This is a genomic window from Allorhizobium paknamense (genome assembly GCF_030815125.1).
Classification (GTDB): domain Bacteria; phylum Pseudomonadota; class Alphaproteobacteria; order Rhizobiales; family Rhizobiaceae; genus Allorhizobium; species Allorhizobium paknamense.
Map to the genome: position 1 here is coordinate 485,350 of NZ_JAUSWH010000001.1, position 17,312 is coordinate 502,661.

The 17,312-nt window shown below is 61.0% G+C and carries 18 protein-coding genes; 11 read left to right on the forward strand and 7 right to left on the reverse strand.

All coding sequences use genetic code 11. The features are described 5' to 3' along the window. Both pdxA and rsmA read left to right on the forward strand, forming a co-directional pair. A complete protein-coding gene (gene pdxA, locus QO005_RS02315) occupies positions 1–1,026 on the forward strand; it encodes a 4-hydroxythreonine-4-phosphate dehydrogenase PdxA (protein ID WP_307156338.1) in 1,026 nt (341 codons plus the stop codon). After that, positions 1,026–1,853, forward strand: a complete 828-nt coding sequence (gene rsmA, locus QO005_RS02320) for a 16S rRNA (adenine(1518)-N(6)/adenine(1519)-N(6))-dimethyltransferase RsmA (RefSeq protein WP_307156339.1) — start codon at positions 1,026–1,028, stop codon at positions 1,851–1,853. The genes pdxA and rsmA overlap by 1 nt, the downstream gene beginning before the upstream one ends. 19 nt (positions 1,854–1,872) lie before the next feature. Here rsmA and gmk read toward each other — a convergent pair whose 3' ends face one another. From gmk to fabD, 7 genes are all read right to left on the reverse strand, one after another. Then, a complete protein-coding gene (gmk, locus tag QO005_RS02325; RefSeq protein WP_307156340.1) occupies positions 1,873–2,538 on the reverse strand; it encodes a guanylate kinase in 666 nt (221 codons plus the stop codon). 3 nt (positions 2,539–2,541) lie between these two features. Next, positions 2,542–3,432 carry a YicC/YloC family endoribonuclease gene (locus QO005_RS02330; protein ID WP_307156341.1) on the reverse strand — a complete coding sequence of 297 codons (891 nt, stop codon included), beginning with the start codon at positions 3,430–3,432 and terminating at the stop codon, positions 2,542–2,544. A 93-nt stretch (positions 3,433–3,525) separates the two neighbouring features. Next, positions 3,526–4,731 carry an endolytic transglycosylase MltG gene (mltG, locus tag QO005_RS02335; RefSeq protein ID WP_307156585.1) on the reverse strand — a complete coding sequence of 402 codons (1,206 nt, stop codon included), beginning with the start codon at positions 4,729–4,731 and terminating at the stop codon, positions 3,526–3,528. 203 nt (positions 4,732–4,934) lie between these two features. Further along, positions 4,935–6,197 (reverse strand): beta-ketoacyl-ACP synthase II, encoded by a 1,263-nt coding sequence (gene fabF / locus QO005_RS02340; RefSeq protein WP_307156342.1) that lies wholly within the window; start codon positions 6,195–6,197, stop codon positions 4,935–4,937. A gap of 380 nt (positions 6,198–6,577) precedes the next feature. Further along, a complete protein-coding gene (locus QO005_RS02345) occupies positions 6,578–6,814 on the reverse strand; it encodes an acyl carrier protein (protein WP_027486077.1) in 237 nt (78 codons plus the stop codon). A gap of 385 nt (positions 6,815–7,199) precedes the next feature. Continuing rightward, the gene (fabG, locus tag QO005_RS02350) at positions 7,200–7,937 is read right to left on the reverse strand and encodes a 3-oxoacyl-[acyl-carrier-protein] reductase (protein WP_307156343.1); all 738 of its coding nucleotides are present in this window, start codon (positions 7,935–7,937) and stop codon (positions 7,200–7,202) included. 25 nt (positions 7,938–7,962) lie between these two features. Then, complete coding sequence (gene fabD, locus QO005_RS02355) at positions 7,963–8,907, reverse strand: ACP S-malonyltransferase (RefSeq protein WP_307156344.1); 945 nt, start codon at positions 8,905–8,907, stop codon at positions 7,963–7,965. Between the two features lie 208 nt (positions 8,908–9,115). Between fabD and QO005_RS02360 the strand changes: the two genes are divergently transcribed. From QO005_RS02360 to QO005_RS02400, 9 genes are all read left to right on the forward strand, one after another. Beyond that, a complete protein-coding gene (locus tag QO005_RS02360; protein WP_307156345.1) occupies positions 9,116–10,159 on the forward strand; it encodes an aldo/keto reductase in 1,044 nt (347 codons plus the stop codon). A gap of 274 nt (positions 10,160–10,433) precedes the next feature. Next, positions 10,434–11,486, forward strand: coding sequence for a M4 family metallopeptidase (locus QO005_RS02365; protein ID WP_307156346.1), 1,053 nt, complete (start codon positions 10,434–10,436; stop codon positions 11,484–11,486). An 84-nt stretch (positions 11,487–11,570) separates the two neighbouring features. Further along, complete coding sequence (locus QO005_RS02370) at positions 11,571–11,852, forward strand: protealysin inhibitor emfourin (protein WP_307156347.1); 282 nt, start codon at positions 11,571–11,573, stop codon at positions 11,850–11,852. A gap of 93 nt (positions 11,853–11,945) precedes the next feature. Then, complete coding sequence (locus QO005_RS02375) at positions 11,946–12,833, forward strand: RTX toxin (protein ID WP_307156348.1); 888 nt, start codon at positions 11,946–11,948, stop codon at positions 12,831–12,833. A gap of 262 nt (positions 12,834–13,095) precedes the next feature. Continuing rightward, entirely contained in the window at positions 13,096–13,509 is a 414-nt protein-coding gene (gene rpsF / locus QO005_RS02380; protein ID WP_027486072.1) for a 30S ribosomal protein S6, read from the forward strand. Positions 13,510–13,521: 12 nt separating this feature from the next. Then, a complete protein-coding gene (gene rpsR, locus QO005_RS02385) occupies positions 13,522–13,770 on the forward strand; it encodes a 30S ribosomal protein S18 (RefSeq protein WP_307156349.1) in 249 nt (82 codons plus the stop codon). Positions 13,771–13,902: 132 nt separating this feature from the next. Continuing rightward, complete coding sequence (locus QO005_RS02390) at positions 13,903–14,871, forward strand: DUF2232 domain-containing protein (RefSeq protein WP_307156350.1); 969 nt, start codon at positions 13,903–13,905, stop codon at positions 14,869–14,871. A gap of 52 nt (positions 14,872–14,923) precedes the next feature. Continuing rightward, the gene (gene rplI, locus QO005_RS02395) at positions 14,924–15,499 is read left to right on the forward strand and encodes a 50S ribosomal protein L9 (RefSeq protein WP_307156351.1); all 576 of its coding nucleotides are present in this window, start codon (positions 14,924–14,926) and stop codon (positions 15,497–15,499) included. Between the two features lie 229 nt (positions 15,500–15,728). After that, positions 15,729–17,225 (forward strand): replicative DNA helicase, encoded by a 1,497-nt coding sequence (locus QO005_RS02400; RefSeq protein WP_307156352.1) that lies wholly within the window; start codon positions 15,729–15,731, stop codon positions 17,223–17,225. Positions 17,226–17,312 lie beyond the last annotated feature (87 nt).

Genomic DNA, 17,312 nt, shown 5'->3' on the forward strand with positions numbered 1-17,312 from the left:
ATGGCTGAACACGGGGGTACGGCGCCGCTGGCGCTGACACAGGGCGATCCCGCCGGGATCGGCCCGGATGTGACATTGGCGGCGTGGCAACAGCGCAAGGAGCTGGCGCTTCAACCCTTCCTGTTCATCGGCGATCCGAAGGTGCTGGAGAGCCGGGCGCGCAAGCTCGACATTCCGCTCACCCTCAAGCTCTCCTCTCCGGAAGAGGCAGAGGCCGATTTTGCCGATGCCCTGCCCGTGCTGCCGGTGCCCGTGGGGATCGACGTGGTGGCCGGGCAGCCGCATGTGGCAACCGCCCGCGGCACGATTTCCGCCATCGAAACCGCCGTTTCGCTCTGCATGGACAATCGCGTCCGCGCGGTCGTGACCAATCCCATCGCCAAAGCCGTGCTGTATGAGGCAGGCTTCGGCTTTCCGGGCCATACGGAATTTCTGGCCGATCTTGCCTCGAAGGCAAAAGGGCAAAGCTATCGTCCGGTCATGATGCTGGCGGGCGAGAAACTGCGCGCCGTGCCGCTCACCATTCATATCCCGCTCAAGGATGTGCCGGCCGCCGTGACCGAGGATCTGGTCCTCGAGACCTGCCGGATCATTCATGCCGATCTGACCAGCCGTTTTGGCCTCAGCGCCCCCCGGCTGGCCGTTTCCGGCCTCAATCCCCATGCCGGTGAAGGCGGGGCGCTGGGCAAGGAAGATGATGCCGTAATCGCGCCCGCATTGAAGCGGCTGCGCGCCGAGGGCATCGATGCCTTCGGCCCCCTGCCCGCCGATACGATGTTCCATGACGAGGCCCGCAGGCGCTATGACGTTGCGGTCTGCATGTATCACGATCAGGCCCTGATCCCGGTCAAGGCGCTGGATTTCGACGGCGCCGTCAATGTCACACTCGGCCTGCCCTTCGTGCGCACCTCGCCGGATCACGGCACGGCCTTCGGCATTGCCGGTCAGGGCCTTGCCCGCGAGCACAGCCTCGTGGCCGCGCTGAAGCTGGCCGATCAATTGACCCGCAAGGCTGGCGCGGACTGATGGCGGCTCTCGATGGTTTGCCGCCGCTGCGCGAGGTCATCCAGCGCCACGGCCTGGATGCGAAGAAGGCGCTTGGCCAGAATTTTCTGCTCGATCTCAACATCACCCAGAAGGTGGCACGCACGGCGGGCGACCTGACCGAGGCAACGGTGTTCGAAGTCGGCCCCGGCCCGGGCGGCCTGACCCGCGCCCTGCTGGCGCTTGGCGCCAAAAAGGTGATTGCCGTCGAGCGCGACAGCCGTTGCCTTCCCGCCCTGGCGGAAATCGGCGAACACTATCCTGGCCGTCTGGAGGTGATCGAGGGTGACGCCCTGAAAACCGATTTCGAGGCCATGGCGCCCGAGGGGCCGGTGAAGATCGTCGCAAACCTGCCCTATAATGTCGGCACGCAATTGCTGATCAACTGGCTGATGCCCCGCACATGGCCGCCTTTCTGGCAATCCCTGACGCTGATGTTCCAGAAGGAAGTCGGTGAACGCATCGTGGCGCAGGCAGATGACGACCATTATGGACGGCTTGGCGTGCTGTGCGGCTGGCGGGCCGAGGCGCATATGGCCTTCGACCTGTCACCACAAGCCTTCACGCCGCCGCCGAAGGTCACTTCTACCGTGGTGCATCTGACGCCACGCGCCAATCCCCTGCCCTGCGATCTCGCCAAGCTGGAAAAAGTGACGCAAGCCGCCTTCGGTCAGCGCCGCAAAATGCTGCGTGCCAGCCTGAAACCGCTTGGTGGCGAAGCCCTGCTGATCAAAGCCGGCATCGATCCGGCGCGGCGCGCCGAAACACTATCTGTGGAAGAATTCTGCCGGCTGGCCAACCTGCTCTGAGGGGCAGACGTCCAGGAGATTACTCGGTAAACGGATCTTCCGTCACCAGCGTCGTCACGAAATCGAAGAGACCGTGACGGCGATCGCGGCGCAGGCGCTCGGCCTGCACGATGGATTGCACGGCATTGAAGGCGGTGTTCAGATCGTCATTGACGATGACATAGTCATATTCGCGCCAGTGCTCGATTTCCGCCCGGGAATTTTTCAGCCGGGTCTGGATCACCTCTTCGGTATCCTCGGCACGACGGTGCAGACGCGATTGCAGCTCGCGCATCGTGGGCGGCAGGATGAAGATGGAGACAACATCCGCCGGCATCTTTTCCTGTAGTTGTTGGGCGCCCTGCCAGTCGATGTCGAAGAGCATGTCACGGCCCTCGGCCATGGCGGCATCCACCGGCTCACGCGGCGTGCCGTAGAAATTGCCGTGAACCTGCGCCCATTCGAGCAGCGAATCCGACTCCCGTAACCGTTCGAATTCGCGCTGGGAAATGAAATGGTAATGCACGCCTTCGATCTCGCTGGGGCGGCGCGGGCGGGTCGTGACGCTGACGGAGAGGCCGATGTGCTTGTCCCGCTCCAGCAGCGTGCGCGCAATCGTGGATTTGCCCGCGCCGGACGGCGAAGAAATCACCAGCATCAGCCCCCGGCGGGCTATGGTAACGGAAGTCGAGGCGACCGTGCTCATGCGCTACTCCAGATTTTGCACCTGCTCACGGAACTGGTCGATGACGACTTTCAGTTCGATGCCAGCCGCCGTGACGGCAGCGGCGTTGGATTTTGAGCAGATCGTATTGGATTCCCGATTAAATTCCTGGGCGAGAAAATCAAGCTTGCGTCCCACCGGACCACCGGCGGCCAAAAGCTCCCGGGCTGCGGCGACATGCGCCTTCAGCCGGTCGATCTCCTCACGCAGATCGGCCTTGGTGGCCAGAAGTGCGGCTTCCGCATGCAGCCGGTCCTTGTCCAGCGTTGGCGCTGCCGAAAGAAGGGCGGCAAGCTGTGCTTCCAGACGATGAACGATTTCCTCCGCGCTGCGGGAGGGATCGGCCTCCACCGCCAGCGCCAGTTCTTCAATCCGTGTCACATGGGTCAGCAAGATGGTGGAAAGCGCCTCGCCTTCGCGCTCGCGCATGGCGGCCAGCGCTTCCACGCCCGTGCGCAGGCCTTCGAGAAGAGCGGCATGACGGGCGGCAATCGTGGCCTGGTCTTCCTCAGCCTCCCGGAAATCCACCAGGCCGCGAATGCTGATGAGCGTATCCAGCGTCAGCGGCGCGGGCGACACCACCTGCGGCCCGAGCCGGTCGCGCAACGCCAGCACGGCGGCCAGCGCATCCTCGTTGACCACCGCTTCCATGCGGTTCTCAAGCGTATTGACCGTCAGGCTGACCTGGAGATTGCCGCGCGTCAAATGGCTGCCGACAATGGCTCTGATATCGCTTTCCAAAGCCTCCAGCCCCTGCGGCAGCCGCAGCCGGATGTCGAGGCCCTTGCCATTCACGGATCGCAATTCCCAAGCCCAGCGGCAGCGGCCAGTCGTGCCCTCGCTACGGGCAAAGCCGGTCATGGATTGAAGATGCATTCGGCTTCCCAGTTTCCGTAAATGGTCCAAACTGGCTTTACGACCTCCTGCCTCGGACGACAAGTATCAATACACGTCAGAGCGGCTTTGTGCTCAGTTGCGTTTGGCCGGTTTCGGAACAGTGGCCGGATCGGCCTCGGGCTGGCCATCGACAGCCGTCGCGGGATCGGCGCCCTTTTCCGCCTCCAGCCGCCGCCAGCGGCGCACATTGGCATTATGCTCCTCCAGCGTTGCCGCAAACACGTGCCCGCCGGTGCCATCGGCCACGAAATAGAGATCGCTGGTGCGCCAGGGATTGGCCACTGCTTCCAGCGCCGCCCGTCCCGGATTGGAAATCGGTCCCGGCGGCAGGCCCTTGATCACATAGGTGTTGTAGGGCGTCTGCTTCTGCAGATCGGATTGATAGATGGGACGGTCCGAGGGCTTGCCCTCGCCACCAAACAGACCGTAGACGATGGTCGGATCGGATTGCAGGCGCATACCCTTTTGCAGACGGTTCAGGAAGACGGAGGCGACATGGGCGCGCTCGTCATCCTTGCCGGTTTCCTTCTCGACGATGGAAGCCAGGATCAGGAATTCCTGCTTGGTCTTCAGCGTCAGGTCCGGCGCACGGCGCTCCCACAGCTGATCCACCAGCTTCTGCTGGCCTTCCCGCATTTGCGCAAGGATTTCCGTGCGCCGCGTTCCCCTGGAGAATTTATAGGTATCGGGCCGCAGGCTGCCCTCGGGCGGCAGTTCGGCGGGCAATTCCCCTTCCAGAACCGGATCGGAATTCAGCCGGTCGAACATCTGCTTCACCGTCAGGCCTTCCGGCAGGGTGACGGAATAAAGAATGGACTTGCCGGAACGCAGCAGCTCCAGAATGTCCTTCATCGAAGCCCCGGCCTTGATCTCGTATTCACCGGCCTTCAGCGTATCGCCGTCCTTCAGATAGGTGGCGCTCATATAGCGGAAGATCCGGCTGTCGCTGATCATGCCGTTGCGTTCGAGATTGCTGGAAATTTCAGAGAGGCCGGAGCCGCTGCGCACCACGAAATTTGCATTGGTGGAGAGAGGTCCGGGCGCCTGGAAAGCGGAGACGACATAATAGAAACCGGCAACCGCGACGAGGGCGGCAAACACCATCATCGTCATCACGAAATTCAGGAAAACGATCAACTGGCTGCGGGCGCGCCGCGAGCGCTTCGGCGGCTGCGGCACCCGCTCCGGGCGCAGCGCCTCGGATGCAGATTTCGGCAGCGGCGATGCCTTGGCAGAGGCCCCGGAAGAGCCGTTCGTCGATGCGGTCTCGTGATCCATGCTGTTGTTCACCGGCACTCCTCTTCGATTCGAACCCGCCGCTTTTGGGCAAGCAATACGGCAAAACGGGGATGAACGGTACGGCAAAAGCCGATTATGCCGTTAGAACCTCGCCAAATAGGTGATGGGCAGGCGCTTGCTTAAACACGAAAGGCGGCACCCGAAGGTACCGCCTTGCCACGTATTTCTCTTACCGAGGCTTTTCAGCCCTCGTAGCGGCGCAGCACCAGCGACGCATTGGTGCCGCCGAAGCCGAAGGAATTGGAAAGCGCGATGCGCACTTCCTTTTTCTTCGCCTTGTAAGGCACCAGATCGATCCGCGTTTCCACATCGGGATTGTCGAGATTCAGCGTCGGCGGCAGCATGCCGTCGCGGATGGTGAGCGCGGAGAAGATCGCTTCCACGGCGCCGGCAGCGCCCAGAAGATGGCCGATGGCCGACTTGGTGGAGGACATGGAGATCTTCGGGGCGGCATCGCCGACCAGACGTTCCACGGCACCGAGTTCGATCGTGTCGGCCATGGTGGAAGTACCATGCGCGTTGATGTAATCGATCTCATCCGCCGAAATCCCGGCGCGCTTCAGCGCGGCAACCATGCAGCGGTAAGCGCCCTCGCCATCTTCCGAGGGGGCGGTGATGTGGAAGGCATCGCCGGAGAGACCGTAACCCACCACTTCCGCAATGATCTTGGCGCCACGCGCCTTGGCATGTTCCAGCTCTTCCAGAATGACGATGCCAGCGCCTTCGCCCATGACGAAGCCGTCACGGTCGCGGTCATAGGGACGCGATGCGCGCTGCGGCTCATCATTGTAATCGGTGGACAGCGCCTTGCAGGCTGCGAAACCGGCCAGCGAAATGCGGCTGATCGGCGATTCGGCGCCGCCCGCCACCATCACATCGGCATCGCCGAGCGCAATGAGCCGCGCCGCGTCGCCAATGGCATGGGCACCGGTGGAGCAGGCCGTGACCACGGAGTGATTTGGGCCGCGCAGCTTGTGCTTGATCGAAACATGGCCGGAAGCCAGGTTGATCAGGCGACCGGGAATGAAGAAGGGCGAAATGCGGCGCGGGCCCTTGTCGCGCAGCGTGTAACCCGCCTCGACAATGCCTTCGATGCCGCCAATGCCGGAGCCGATCAAGACGCCGGTGGCGCACTGGTCTTCATCGTTTTCGGGCTTCCAGCCGGCATCGGCCAGCGCCATATCGGCGGCGGCAACGGCGTAGACGATGAAGGGATCGACCTTGCGCTGTTCCTTCGGCTCCATCCAGTCATCGGCATTGAAGGTGCCGTCCGTCCCATCGCCCACCGGAATGCGGCAGGCGATCTTCGCCGGGAGATCCTCGACCTCGAATTCGGTGACCTTGCGGGCCGCACTCTGGCCAGCCAACAGCCGTTGCCAGGTGATCTCCGTTCCGCACCCCAGAGGAGAAACCATGCCGGTTCCCGTGATAACGACACGTCTCATGCGCCTGTTCACCCCACTCGCTAGAGCGCATCCCGAAGTGTGAAGCGTTTTCGGAAAGGATGCGCGTTGAAAACTATGCACAGCACCACTGCCACGGCGGCTCTGCCGGATGTCCGAAATCCTTATTCGGTCGTGGTCTGCCTGAATGCGCGCCTCAGCGCCTCTTCCAGAACGTTGGAACGACGGTTCCGAAAGCCTTGGAAGGTCAAATAAAAAAGGCCACGCAAGCGGCCTTTCGGGAGCGGTATACAGCATTCTGCGCTTTCAAGAGCGCAGAATGCTATAACACATCGGATCCGCCGCGGAATGCTGTCTTAAATCGATGTCGATTCAAGACATTGCGCAGTAGCCGGCTCCTTCAGCATGGCTGTTGCCACCAATCAGGCCTGGGCCTTCTCGATGAACTTGACGGCGTCGCCGACCGTCAGGATGGAGTCAGCGGCATCGTCCGGAATTTCAACGCCGAATTCTTCTTCGAACGCCATTACGAGCTCAACGGTGTCGAGCGAGTCCGCGCCCAGATCGTCGATGAAGCTGGCACCTTCAACAACCTTGTCGGCTTCAACGCCCAAATGATCAACAACAATTTTCTTTACGCGTTCTGCGATATCGCTCATGTCGGTTTCCTCGACCTCTTCTTCACGAGGGAGCCGTAATGGCATCCCCACCCTGTCTTGCGCCGGCAGGGGCATGATACCCAAGCCGGCATTTCCCGTTGAACCCGCTCTTCACACGTTCGTTCCGTGCTCACGGGCAGGCGAGGCCTGCCGCTTCCGGGACGACTGCTCACAGTCCTCGCCCGCTTAACATGGTTTAAGTTCGCCGCAAAGCCCGAAAATGGAGGCTTTCCCGGCATACCTTCACCATTGGGGCCGGGTTCACCCGACCTCGGATCTGGCCCCGATGCGCTTTCTCCCGACGTGTCGGGCCGAAGGCGCAACGGGTCTTCCCTTTCAGACCGCCCACCCGGAACCTGCCCGGGCAAGGCGCCTGAAAACCGGTTCAGATCATCGCCATGCCGCCATTCACATGCAGGGTCTGCCCTGTGACATAGCTGGCTTCCGAGGATGCGAGGTAGAGAACGGCGGACGCGATTTCCGCGCCGGTTCCCATCCGCTTCATGGGGATGACCCCCATAATGGATTCTTTCTGCTTGTCGTTCAGCTTGCCGGTCATCGCGCTTTCGATAAAGCCCGGCGCCACGCAGTTGACCGTGACGTTGCGCGGCGCGATTTCCTGGGCGAGCGACTTGGAAAAACCGATCATGCCCGCCTTGGAGGCGCAGTAATTGGTCTGCCCCGGATTGCCCGTCACGCCGACGATGGAGGTAATGTTGATGATGCGGCCATAGCGGCGGCGCATCATCGGATGCGTCAGTTCCCGCGTCAGCAGGAAGACGGAGGAGAGGTTGACCTCCAGCACGGCATCCCAGTCGGCATCCGACATGCGCACGAACAGGCCGTCCTTGGTGATGCCGGCATTGTTGACGAGAATATCCACACCTTCCAGCTCGGCCTCGGCCTTCTGGCCCAGCGCCTTCACCTCATCGCGGCTGGAGAGGTTGGCGGGGAAGATCTTGACGCGCTCGCCAAGTTCGGTGGCGAGCGCCTCCAGCTTTTCCACCCGCGTGCCATGCAGGCCGACGGTCGCACCCTGCGCATGCAGCACCCGGGCGATTTCCTCGCCGATGCCGCCGGAAGCGCCGGTCACCAAAGCCTTGCGGCCGGTCAAATCGAACATGTGTCTTTCCTCGTTGCTGTCCTGTTCAAGCCAAGAGCGCCGTCAGCGCTGCCTCGATATCCGCCGGCGCATTGACCGCCGTACCCGTCAGGTTCTTGTCGATGCGCCGCACGAGCCCGGTCAGCACCTTGCCGGAGCCGATCTCGTACAGCACAGAAACGCCGTTATGGCCAAACCATTCCACCGTTTCGCGCCAGCGCACCTGCCCGGTGACCTGCTCCACCAGCAGCCGGGCAATCTCCGCCGGATCGCTGACGGGGGCTGCCCGCACATTGGCAATCAACGGCACCACCGGCGCCTTCATCTCGACGGCAGCAATGGCCTCGCGCATGGCATCCGCCGCCGGGCCCATGAGGCTCGAATGGAAGGGCGCGGATACCGGCAGCATGATGGCGCGCTTTGCGCCCTTTTCGCTGGCCAGCGCCGCTGCTTTTTCCACAGCCGCCTTTTCGCCGGAAATCACCAGCTGCCCGCCGCCATTGTCATTGGCGATCTGCACGGCGCCGAAAGCGGTGGCCTCTGAACACACAGCCTCGACATCGGGATGCTCCAGCCCGATGATGGCGGCCATGGCGCCAGCACCCACCGGCACGGCAGCCTGCATGGCATTGCCACGAATGCGCAGCAGCCGCGCCGTATCGGCCAGGCTGAAGGTTCCGGCGGCACAGAGCGCCGAATATTCGCCGAGCGAATGGCCTGCCACGTAGGAGACCTTGTTCTTCAGCGAAAAGCCGCGCGCTTCCATGACCCTGAGCACCGCAATCGAAACGGCCATCAGCGCCGGCTGCGCATTGGCGGTCAGCGTCAGCGTCTCGGCCGGTCCGTCGAACATGACGGCGGAGAGCTTTTCACCCAGCGCTTCGTCCACTTCATCAAAGACGGCGCGCGCCTCCGGAAAGGCCTCCGCCAGATCCTTGCCCATTCCGACGACCTGGCTGCCCTGGCCCGGAAATGTAAATGCCACACCCATTGGGGTACTCCCTTGTCTTTTCCCCACTCCAATTCACAAACTGTCTTCGAGAGTCAACCCGTGACCCATCCCTTAGCACAGGCCTCCCCACACAGTATCCGGGGTTTATATGGTTTATATGGCCTTGCCGTGTGTCATTTTCGGGCTACATTGCTCCGCGATCCTCCCGGCGCCTCCCAAGCGCATCAAAGCCCATAGAGATGACAGCATGAAATACAGGACACTCGGCCGTACCGATCTCTCGGTCTCGGAAATCTGCCTCGGCACCATGACATGGGGCAGCCAGAACAGCGAGGCGGAAGCCTTCGAGCAAATGGATTACGCCCTTTCCGAAGGCGTCAATTTCTTCGACACCGCCGAACTTTACCCCACCACGCCGCTCTCGGCCGACACCTATACCGATACGGAAAAGCTGATCGGCAACTGGTTTGCCAAAACCGGCAAGCGCAAGGATGTGATCCTCGCCACCAAGGTTGCGGGTGCCGGTCGACCCTATATTCGCGGGGGCGCGCCGATCAACGGCAAGACCATTCGCGAAGCGGTGGACGCCAGCCTGACGCGATTGAAGACGGATTATATCGACCTCTACCAGATCCACTGGCCCAATCGCGGTCATTATCATTTCCGGGCCGCCTGGAATTACGATCCGTCCAACCAGGTGACGGAGAGGGTGCATGCCGAAATGCTGGAGAAGCTGGAAGCCCTCGACGCCTGCGTCAAGGCCGGCAAGATCCGCGCCATCGGCCTTTCCAACGAGACCTGCTGGGGCACGCAGCAATTCCTGACGCTGGCGGAAAAGCACGGGCTGCCGCGCGTTGCCACCATCCAGAACGAATATAACCTGCTCTACCGCAGCTATGATCTCGATCTGGCGGAGCTTTCCCACCATGAGAACGTCTCGCTGCTGGCATATTCGCCGCTGGCGGCAGGCCTGCTGAGCGGAAAATATCTGGGCGGCGTCAAGCCCGCCGGTTCGCGCGGCTCCATCAATGGCGATCTCGGCGGACGGCTGACCGAACACCAGGAACCCGCCACCCGCGCCTATGTGGAGCTGGCCAAGGCCCATGATATCGACCCTTCGCAAATGGCGCTCGCCTTCTGCCTGACGCGGCCCTTCATGGGATCGGTGATTATCGGCGCGACGTCCATGGAGCAGCTGAAGATCAATATCGGTGCAGCACAGCTTACGCTTTCCGACGAGGTGCTGGCCGGTATTGCACGCATCCATCGGCAATATCCGATGGCGATCTGACAGCACCGGATCACACAAGACGACAAAGGGACCGGCATTCCCATGCCGGTCCCTTTATTTTTTCTACTGCATAATTCCTTAAATCGGAATCGATTTAAGGAATTATGCAGCAGATTTAAAGTGTTACAGCGTCCTTTGTGCGTTTGATAAAACGCACGGCGCTGTAATGGTTTGCCTGACACGGAACTCTTGCCGCAATCCCGCATTGAAACACCCATAAACCCCAGATTGAATTTTAGATTTTCCACATCGTCCATATCCAAGGGAGTGTTTCATGTGCCAGATGTGCCGCATCGTTCCTGAAAAAGTGTTGATTGCACTCGCTGAGGATCCAGACCTGCCGGAAGACGCCCGCAACCGGCTGAGCGAGACGCTCAATCTGGACCAGCAAATCCGCCGCTTTCGCGATAGCGCACGGGAGCTGACCCTGGCCAAGCAGGCCTTTCACGCCTTTTCCGTGACGGTGGCGCGGGAACCGTCGATTCCGGTCTATGATTGTAATCACAGCATGACCTTGCCCGGCGTCCAGATTGCCGATCCGGCCTCCTCCCGCGATGCCGATGCCCGCACTACCTTTGAAACCACCTCGGGTGTGGCGCGCTTCTTCAGAGAGATTTTTGACCGCAATTCCATCAACGGCAATGGCATGACCATTCTATCTTCCATTCATTATGGCGAGGAATACAACAACGCCTTCTGGAACGGCACGCAGATGGCCTATGGCGACGGCGATGGCCAGATCTTCGTGGCCTTCTGCCGCGGCACGGATGTGGTGGGCCACGAATTGACCCATGGCGTGACGCAATACACGCTCGGGCTCAATTACGAAAATCAGGCGGGCGGCCTGAACGAGAGCCTGTCCGACGTCTTCGGCACCATCTTCAAGCAATGGCTGCGCCAGGAAACGGTGACGGAGGCCGACTGGCTGATCGGCAATGAAATTCTGGGACCTGCCGCCAAAGCCAAATATACGTGCCTGCGCGACATGGCCGATCCCGAAGCTGCGCACGCCATGGGTGGTCAGGTCAGCCATTTTCGCCAGTATCGCGATGGTATGGATCCGCATGAATCGAGCGGCATTCCCAATCTCGCCTTCTACAAGGCCGCCATGGCGCTCGGCGGAAAAAGCTGGGACAAGGCCGGGCCGATCTGGTATCATGCCATGACGGAAAACGGCACCCAGCCGGACATGACCATGGCGCAGTTCGCGGGTGCGACACTGAGCGCCACGGATGCGCTGTTCGGTGGGGAACAAGCGGTCCGGGCAGCCGTTGACAAAGCCTGGCGCGATGTCGGCGTAACCCCGGCAGACGCCGAAACCTCATGACCGTGATTTATTTTTGAAGCATAATCTTGATCGTCCTCGTTTCACTCCGGTCGGATTATGCTCTAACCCCGAAGACGGATAGCGATGGGCGATCTGCATCTGGAAAAACTCGGCGGATTTGCAGGCTTTGGCGGCGCAGGCGCCAAGCTGAAATGCTGCGGCGTCTATGCCGCCGAGCAGTTGGACGATGCCGAACGGTCGCTCATCGAAACCTTTTTCGAGGGAAATCCGCTTGCCACCCGCTCCATGGACGGGTTCCGCTACCGCATCACCTGGCCGGAACGGTTTGGTGAGCGCAGCGTGGAGGTGAGTGAAAACCTCGTTCCCGAAGCGCTGCGCAAAGCGGTCAAGGATCGGCTTCTTTAACCTGTCGCTTACCCCGTTCCCATCCATCGCTGGCCTCGGCGGCAATTTCAGCAGATAGTCCTAAATTAATATCTGTTGGAACAAGAGTGGGACATGACCAGCATCAACAGCTTCTATCGCGATCCCAATGCGGCGCTCTATGTCTCGGCGCTGTTTTCCCGTTCCCCCGCCCCCTCCTCCCTGGCCACCTCCTTTCCAGCAACCGGAACCGCCTCAACGCGCAGCGATGCCGGACAGCGGGCGCTGGCCCGCATCATCGAAATTCTCAGCCTTGCCGATGGCGAAAGCCAGGACGGCGCGGATGTGAATGAGAGCCTGGGCTATGTCACCGGCGTCTCCGGCACGGAAGGGGATGAAAACCTGACGCTGACAGGCCGCGCATTGTATAATGTCGAAACCGGCGGCGGCGATGACAGTCTGGCGGTGAAGACCGGCCTGATGGCCAATATCTCTACCGGAGACGGCAATGACAGCGTCAAGGCCGAGGCCAGTGCGATCACCGGTCTCGATGCGGGCTCGGGCGACGATGATGTGCAACTGCTCGGCAAGCTGTTGATGACCATCGCCGGTGGCGATGGCAATGATACCATCAAGGCCTCCGGCTCGGCCCTGATCGGCATTGATGGCGGCAGCGGCAACGATACCCTCTATCTGGAAGGCAGCCGTATTTTTGCCAGCGGCGGCACGGGTGACGACACGATCGACATCCACCAGACCGGAACAGACAGCACCGCCGAGCTGACCTTTGCCGCAGGCGACGGCAAGGACAAGGTGACGACCGATGGGCCGCTTCTGCTGCGCTTCAGCGGATATACGGCAAGCGATATGACGGTGAGCGCCTCAAAGGATCGCCTCACCATCACCTTCAAGAACTCGGAAGACAGAATAACGCTGTCGCTGGAAGGCGATGCCGCCACGGGCTCTGCCCCCGCTTTCGCCTTTGGCGAGGACAATGGCAATACGGTGCTGCGAATTCTGTAATTCCGCCTCCCTACCCTTGCCTTTGGCGCGAAAATGCGTATAAGCGCGCTGTTCGCAACACCCGGTCCTTCGGCTGGTGGCTGAACGGAGGGCCGGTTCCATTTTTGGAACCGCAGGAACCATAAGGGTTCCGGCCTCCCGTGTCTCCGCTCTCGACCGTCTCGTTCAAACGCTTTTCTTGCCTCGGCATCGCCGATCAGGAGCAGTCGTTGAGGCTTAGCGCCGTTCCGGGTGAGACAACCGCAAGAAAGGCAAGACCACCATGGCTCTTTATGAACATGTATTCCTTGCCCGGCAGGATATGTCCGCACAGCAGGTCGATGCCCTCGTAGAACAGTACAAGGGCGTTATCGAATCCTTCGGCGGCAAAGTCGGGCGCGTAGAAAACTGGGGCCTCAAGTCCCTCACCTACCGCATCAAGAAGAACCGCAAGGCTCATTACGCTCTCATGGATATCGATGCTCCGGCAGCCGCCATCCACGAAATCGAGCGTCAGATGCGCATCAACGAAGACGTTCTTCGTTATATGACCATCGCCGTGGAAGCCCACGAAGAAGGCCCGTCTGCCATGATGCAGAAGCGCGACCGCGACGACCGTCCGCGCCGCGATGGCGACCGTCCGGCCCGTGAAGGCTTTGGCGACCGTCCGCGCCGTCCGCGCGAAGACCGTGCATAAGGAGATTTGACAATGGCTGACGTATCTTCTTCCCCGGTTCGCCGTCCTTTCCATCGCCGTCGCAAGACCTGCCCCTTCTCCGGCGCCAACGCTCCGAAGATCGATTACAAGGACGTGCGTCTGCTGCAGCGCTACATCTCCGAACGCGGCAAGATCGTGCCTTCGCGCATCACCGCCGTTTCGCAGAAGAAGCAGCGTGAACTGGCTCGCGCCATCAAGCGCGCCCGCTTCCTGGGCCTGCTGCCCTACGTGGTCGCTTAATATGAGACTTTACACCTCCGGTTCCGCCGGAGGTGTTTCCCTTTCGCGGTGGGCGCGGATCGGAATTTTCCAAACCTATGTTGAGAAGCGCCAGACCGGCCTTTTCTAACTGCCTGAGAGCAGGACAGCGACGTGAAGACTTTGAATGGAAAATTGCTGCTGACCGGCATTCTGGCCGGGATCACCGCCGTGTTTCTGGTCATGGCGGCAACGGTGCAGCTTTCCTTTTCGGCGCTTTTCTTCGCCGCTTCCGCCCTGCCCGTGCTGATCGTCGGCCTGCGCTGGGGCAATTTCACCGCCATCGTTGCAATCGTCACGGCAGCCATTGCGGGCGCGATCCTGGTTTCGCCGCTCTTTGCGCTCTCCGTTTTCATGTCCACCCTGCTTCCAGCAGGCTGGCTGAGCCATCTTGCCAATCTGGCGCGCCCGGCCCAGGAAATCGGCGGGCCTGACAATCTTCTCGCCTGGTATCCGCTCTCGGATATTCTGATGCATCTGTGCGCGTTGGTCACCATCAGCCTGATCTTCATGGGCGCGATGATGGGCTATAACGCCGCCTTTGTCGGGGCACTGGTGGATGGGCTGCAGCAGGCGATGGCCGAGCAGGGCACGCCGTTTCCGGTGCAAAACATCGGCAGCGTCAAGTCCAGCCTGCTGCTGACCCTGCCGATCGCGCAAGGTGGCATGTGGGTGCTGCTTTTGTTTGCGGCCTATTACATCGCCACCCGCATCGTCAGTGCCTCGGGCCAGGGTCTGCGCCCGCGCGAAGACCTGCCGTCGGCGCTGCGGATGAACCGCAATACCCCCTTCATCTTCCTGATCGGCATCATCGCCTGCTTTGTTGGCGGCATTCCGGCGCTGATCGGAGCAACGATCTGCGGCACCTTCGGCGCGGGCTTCCTGCTGGCCGGTTTTGCCTCGATCCACCAGAGAACCCGGGGCCGCGACTGGCGTCTTCCGGCGCTGATTCTGGCCTATATGGCCGCAGCCATGGCGCTGCCGGCTCTCTTCATCATGATTCTCGGCCTCATCGATACCAGGCGGACGGTTGCCCTCACGCCACCGAGGGCGAGCGACAACAATGACGGCAACACCGCATAGGGGCTGTCGCTGACGGTCCCGAAACAAGCACTTGAACTGAAAGGAAACGACAATGGAAGTCATTCTTCTCGAACGCATCGCCAAGCTCGGCCAGATGGGTGAAACCGTCAAGGTTCGCGACGGCTTTGCCCGTAACTACCTGCTGCCGCTCGGCAAGGCGCTGCGCGCCAACGACGCCAACAAGAAGCGCTTCGAAGCCGAACGCGCTACGCTGGAAGCCCGCAACCTCGAGCGCAAGTCGGAAGCCCAGAAGGTTGCCGACGTTCTGGACGGCAAATCCTTCATCATGGTTCGCGCCGCTGGCGAAACCGGCCAGCTCTACGGCTCCGTTGCTGCCCGCGACATCGTGGACGCACTGGGCGCCGAAGGCTTCACCATTGCCCGCAACCAGGTTGAGCTGAACCAGCCGATCAAGACCATCGGCCTGCACAAGGTCACCATGCACCTGCATGCCGAAGTCGAAATCGCCGTTGAAATCAACGTTGCCCGTTCCGCTGAAGAAGCCGAGCGCCAGGCCAAGGGCGAAAGCCTCACCTCCGCCGACGCCATCTACGGCGTTGACGAAGACGCTCTTCGTCCGGAAGACTTCTTCGATCCGGATGCAGACCGCGACGGCGACGAAGAATAAGCCTCGGCCGTAAGGCGAGAAGGAAAACGCCCGGTTCGCCGGGCGTTTTTTTATGCATTGCTTTATAATACCCGTTGATTCGCGGGGATGTTACAGTCAACCGGAATCGGCGCGGAGGCGGTACTTTCTGCAGGCGCCTGTGAATCACTGTGTGAATCACCAGCCGGCATTTATCCGCCCGCCGCCTGGGGTAAGATGGCCCCTCATCTGACGAAATGGAAAGACGACCATGAACGACGCTGCGCGCAGGCTCGGCCCTGCTCCATCGGCCGAACCGCATTACCGGGAAGCGCCGAACAATATCGAGGCTGAACAGGCCCTCCTCGGCGCGATTCTGGTGAACAACGATGCCTATTACCGCGTCTCGGACTTTCTGAAGCCGCCGCATTTTCATGAAGCGCTGCACCGCAAGATCTTCGAGGTGGCGGGCGACATTATCCGCATGGGCAAGACGGCCAACCCCGTCACCATCAAGACCTTCCTGCCCTCCGATGAAAAAGTGGGCGAACTGACCGTTGCGCAATATCTGGCGCGCCTTGCCGCCGAAGCCGTGTCGATCATCAATGCCGAGGATTATGGCCGCGCTATCTACGACCTCGCTTTGCGGCGCGCGCTGATCCAGATCGGCGAGGACATGGTGAACATCGCCTATGATGCGCCGCTGGACATGCCGCCGCAGGCGCAGATCGAAGACACGGAACGCCGCCTGTTCGATCTGGCGGAAAATGGCCGGTATGACGGCGGCTTCCAGTCCTTCAACGATGCCGTGGCGCTGGCGGTGGACATGGCGGGGGCTGCCTTCGAACGCGATGGCAATCTCTCCGGCATTTCCACCGGCATCGTCTCGCTGGACAACAAGATGGGCGGCTTGCAGCGCTCCGACTTGATCATTCTGGCCGGACGTCCGGGCATGGGTAAAACCTCGCTTGCCACCAATATCGCCTGGAACATCGCCGCCTCCTATGAGCCGGAGGTCATGCCGGATGGCTCCTTCAAGGCCAGGAATGGCGGCGTCGTCGGCTTCTACTCGCTGGAAATGTCGTCCGAACAGCTCGCCACCCGTATCATGTCGGAGCAGACCGAGGTGTCGTCCTCGAAAATCCGCCGCGGTGACATTACCGAACATGAATTCGAAAAGCTGGTGGGCTTCTCCCAGACCATGCAGAAGGTGCCGCTGTTCATCGACCAGACGGGTGGTATCTCCATCGCCCAGCTGGCGGCCCGCGCCCGCCGCCTCAAGCGCCAGCGCGGCCTCGATTGCCTGGTGGTCGACTACGTACAGCTGATGACCGGCTCGAAAAAATCCGGCGAAAACCGTGTGCAGGAAATCACGGAAATCACCACGGGGCTTAAGGCGCTGGGCAAGGAGTTGAACGTTCCGATCATCGCGCTCTCGCAGCTCTCCCGTCAGGTGGAAAGCCGCGATGACAAGCGCCCGCAACTTTCCGACCTTCGCGAATCGGGCTCCATCGAGCAGGACGCCGACGTGGTGCTCTTCGTATTCCGTGAAGAATATTACGTGAAGAACGCCGAACCGCGCGATCCGGCCGATCCGAAATATGCGGAATGGGAAGCGCAGATGGAAAAGGTCAAGGGCACGGCGGATGTCATCATCGCCAAGCAGCGTCACGGACCGACCGGCACGGTGAAGCTCGCCTTCCAGGCCGAATTCACCCGCTTCGCCGACCTCGCCGACCCGAGCTTCATTCAATACGAAGAGCCGTGATCCGCACTTGCATTATTCGATTTTTCAACCCGCGCATCGACATATGCGCGGGTTTTTATATGCCTGTCCGCGCGGCATTTGCTGAGG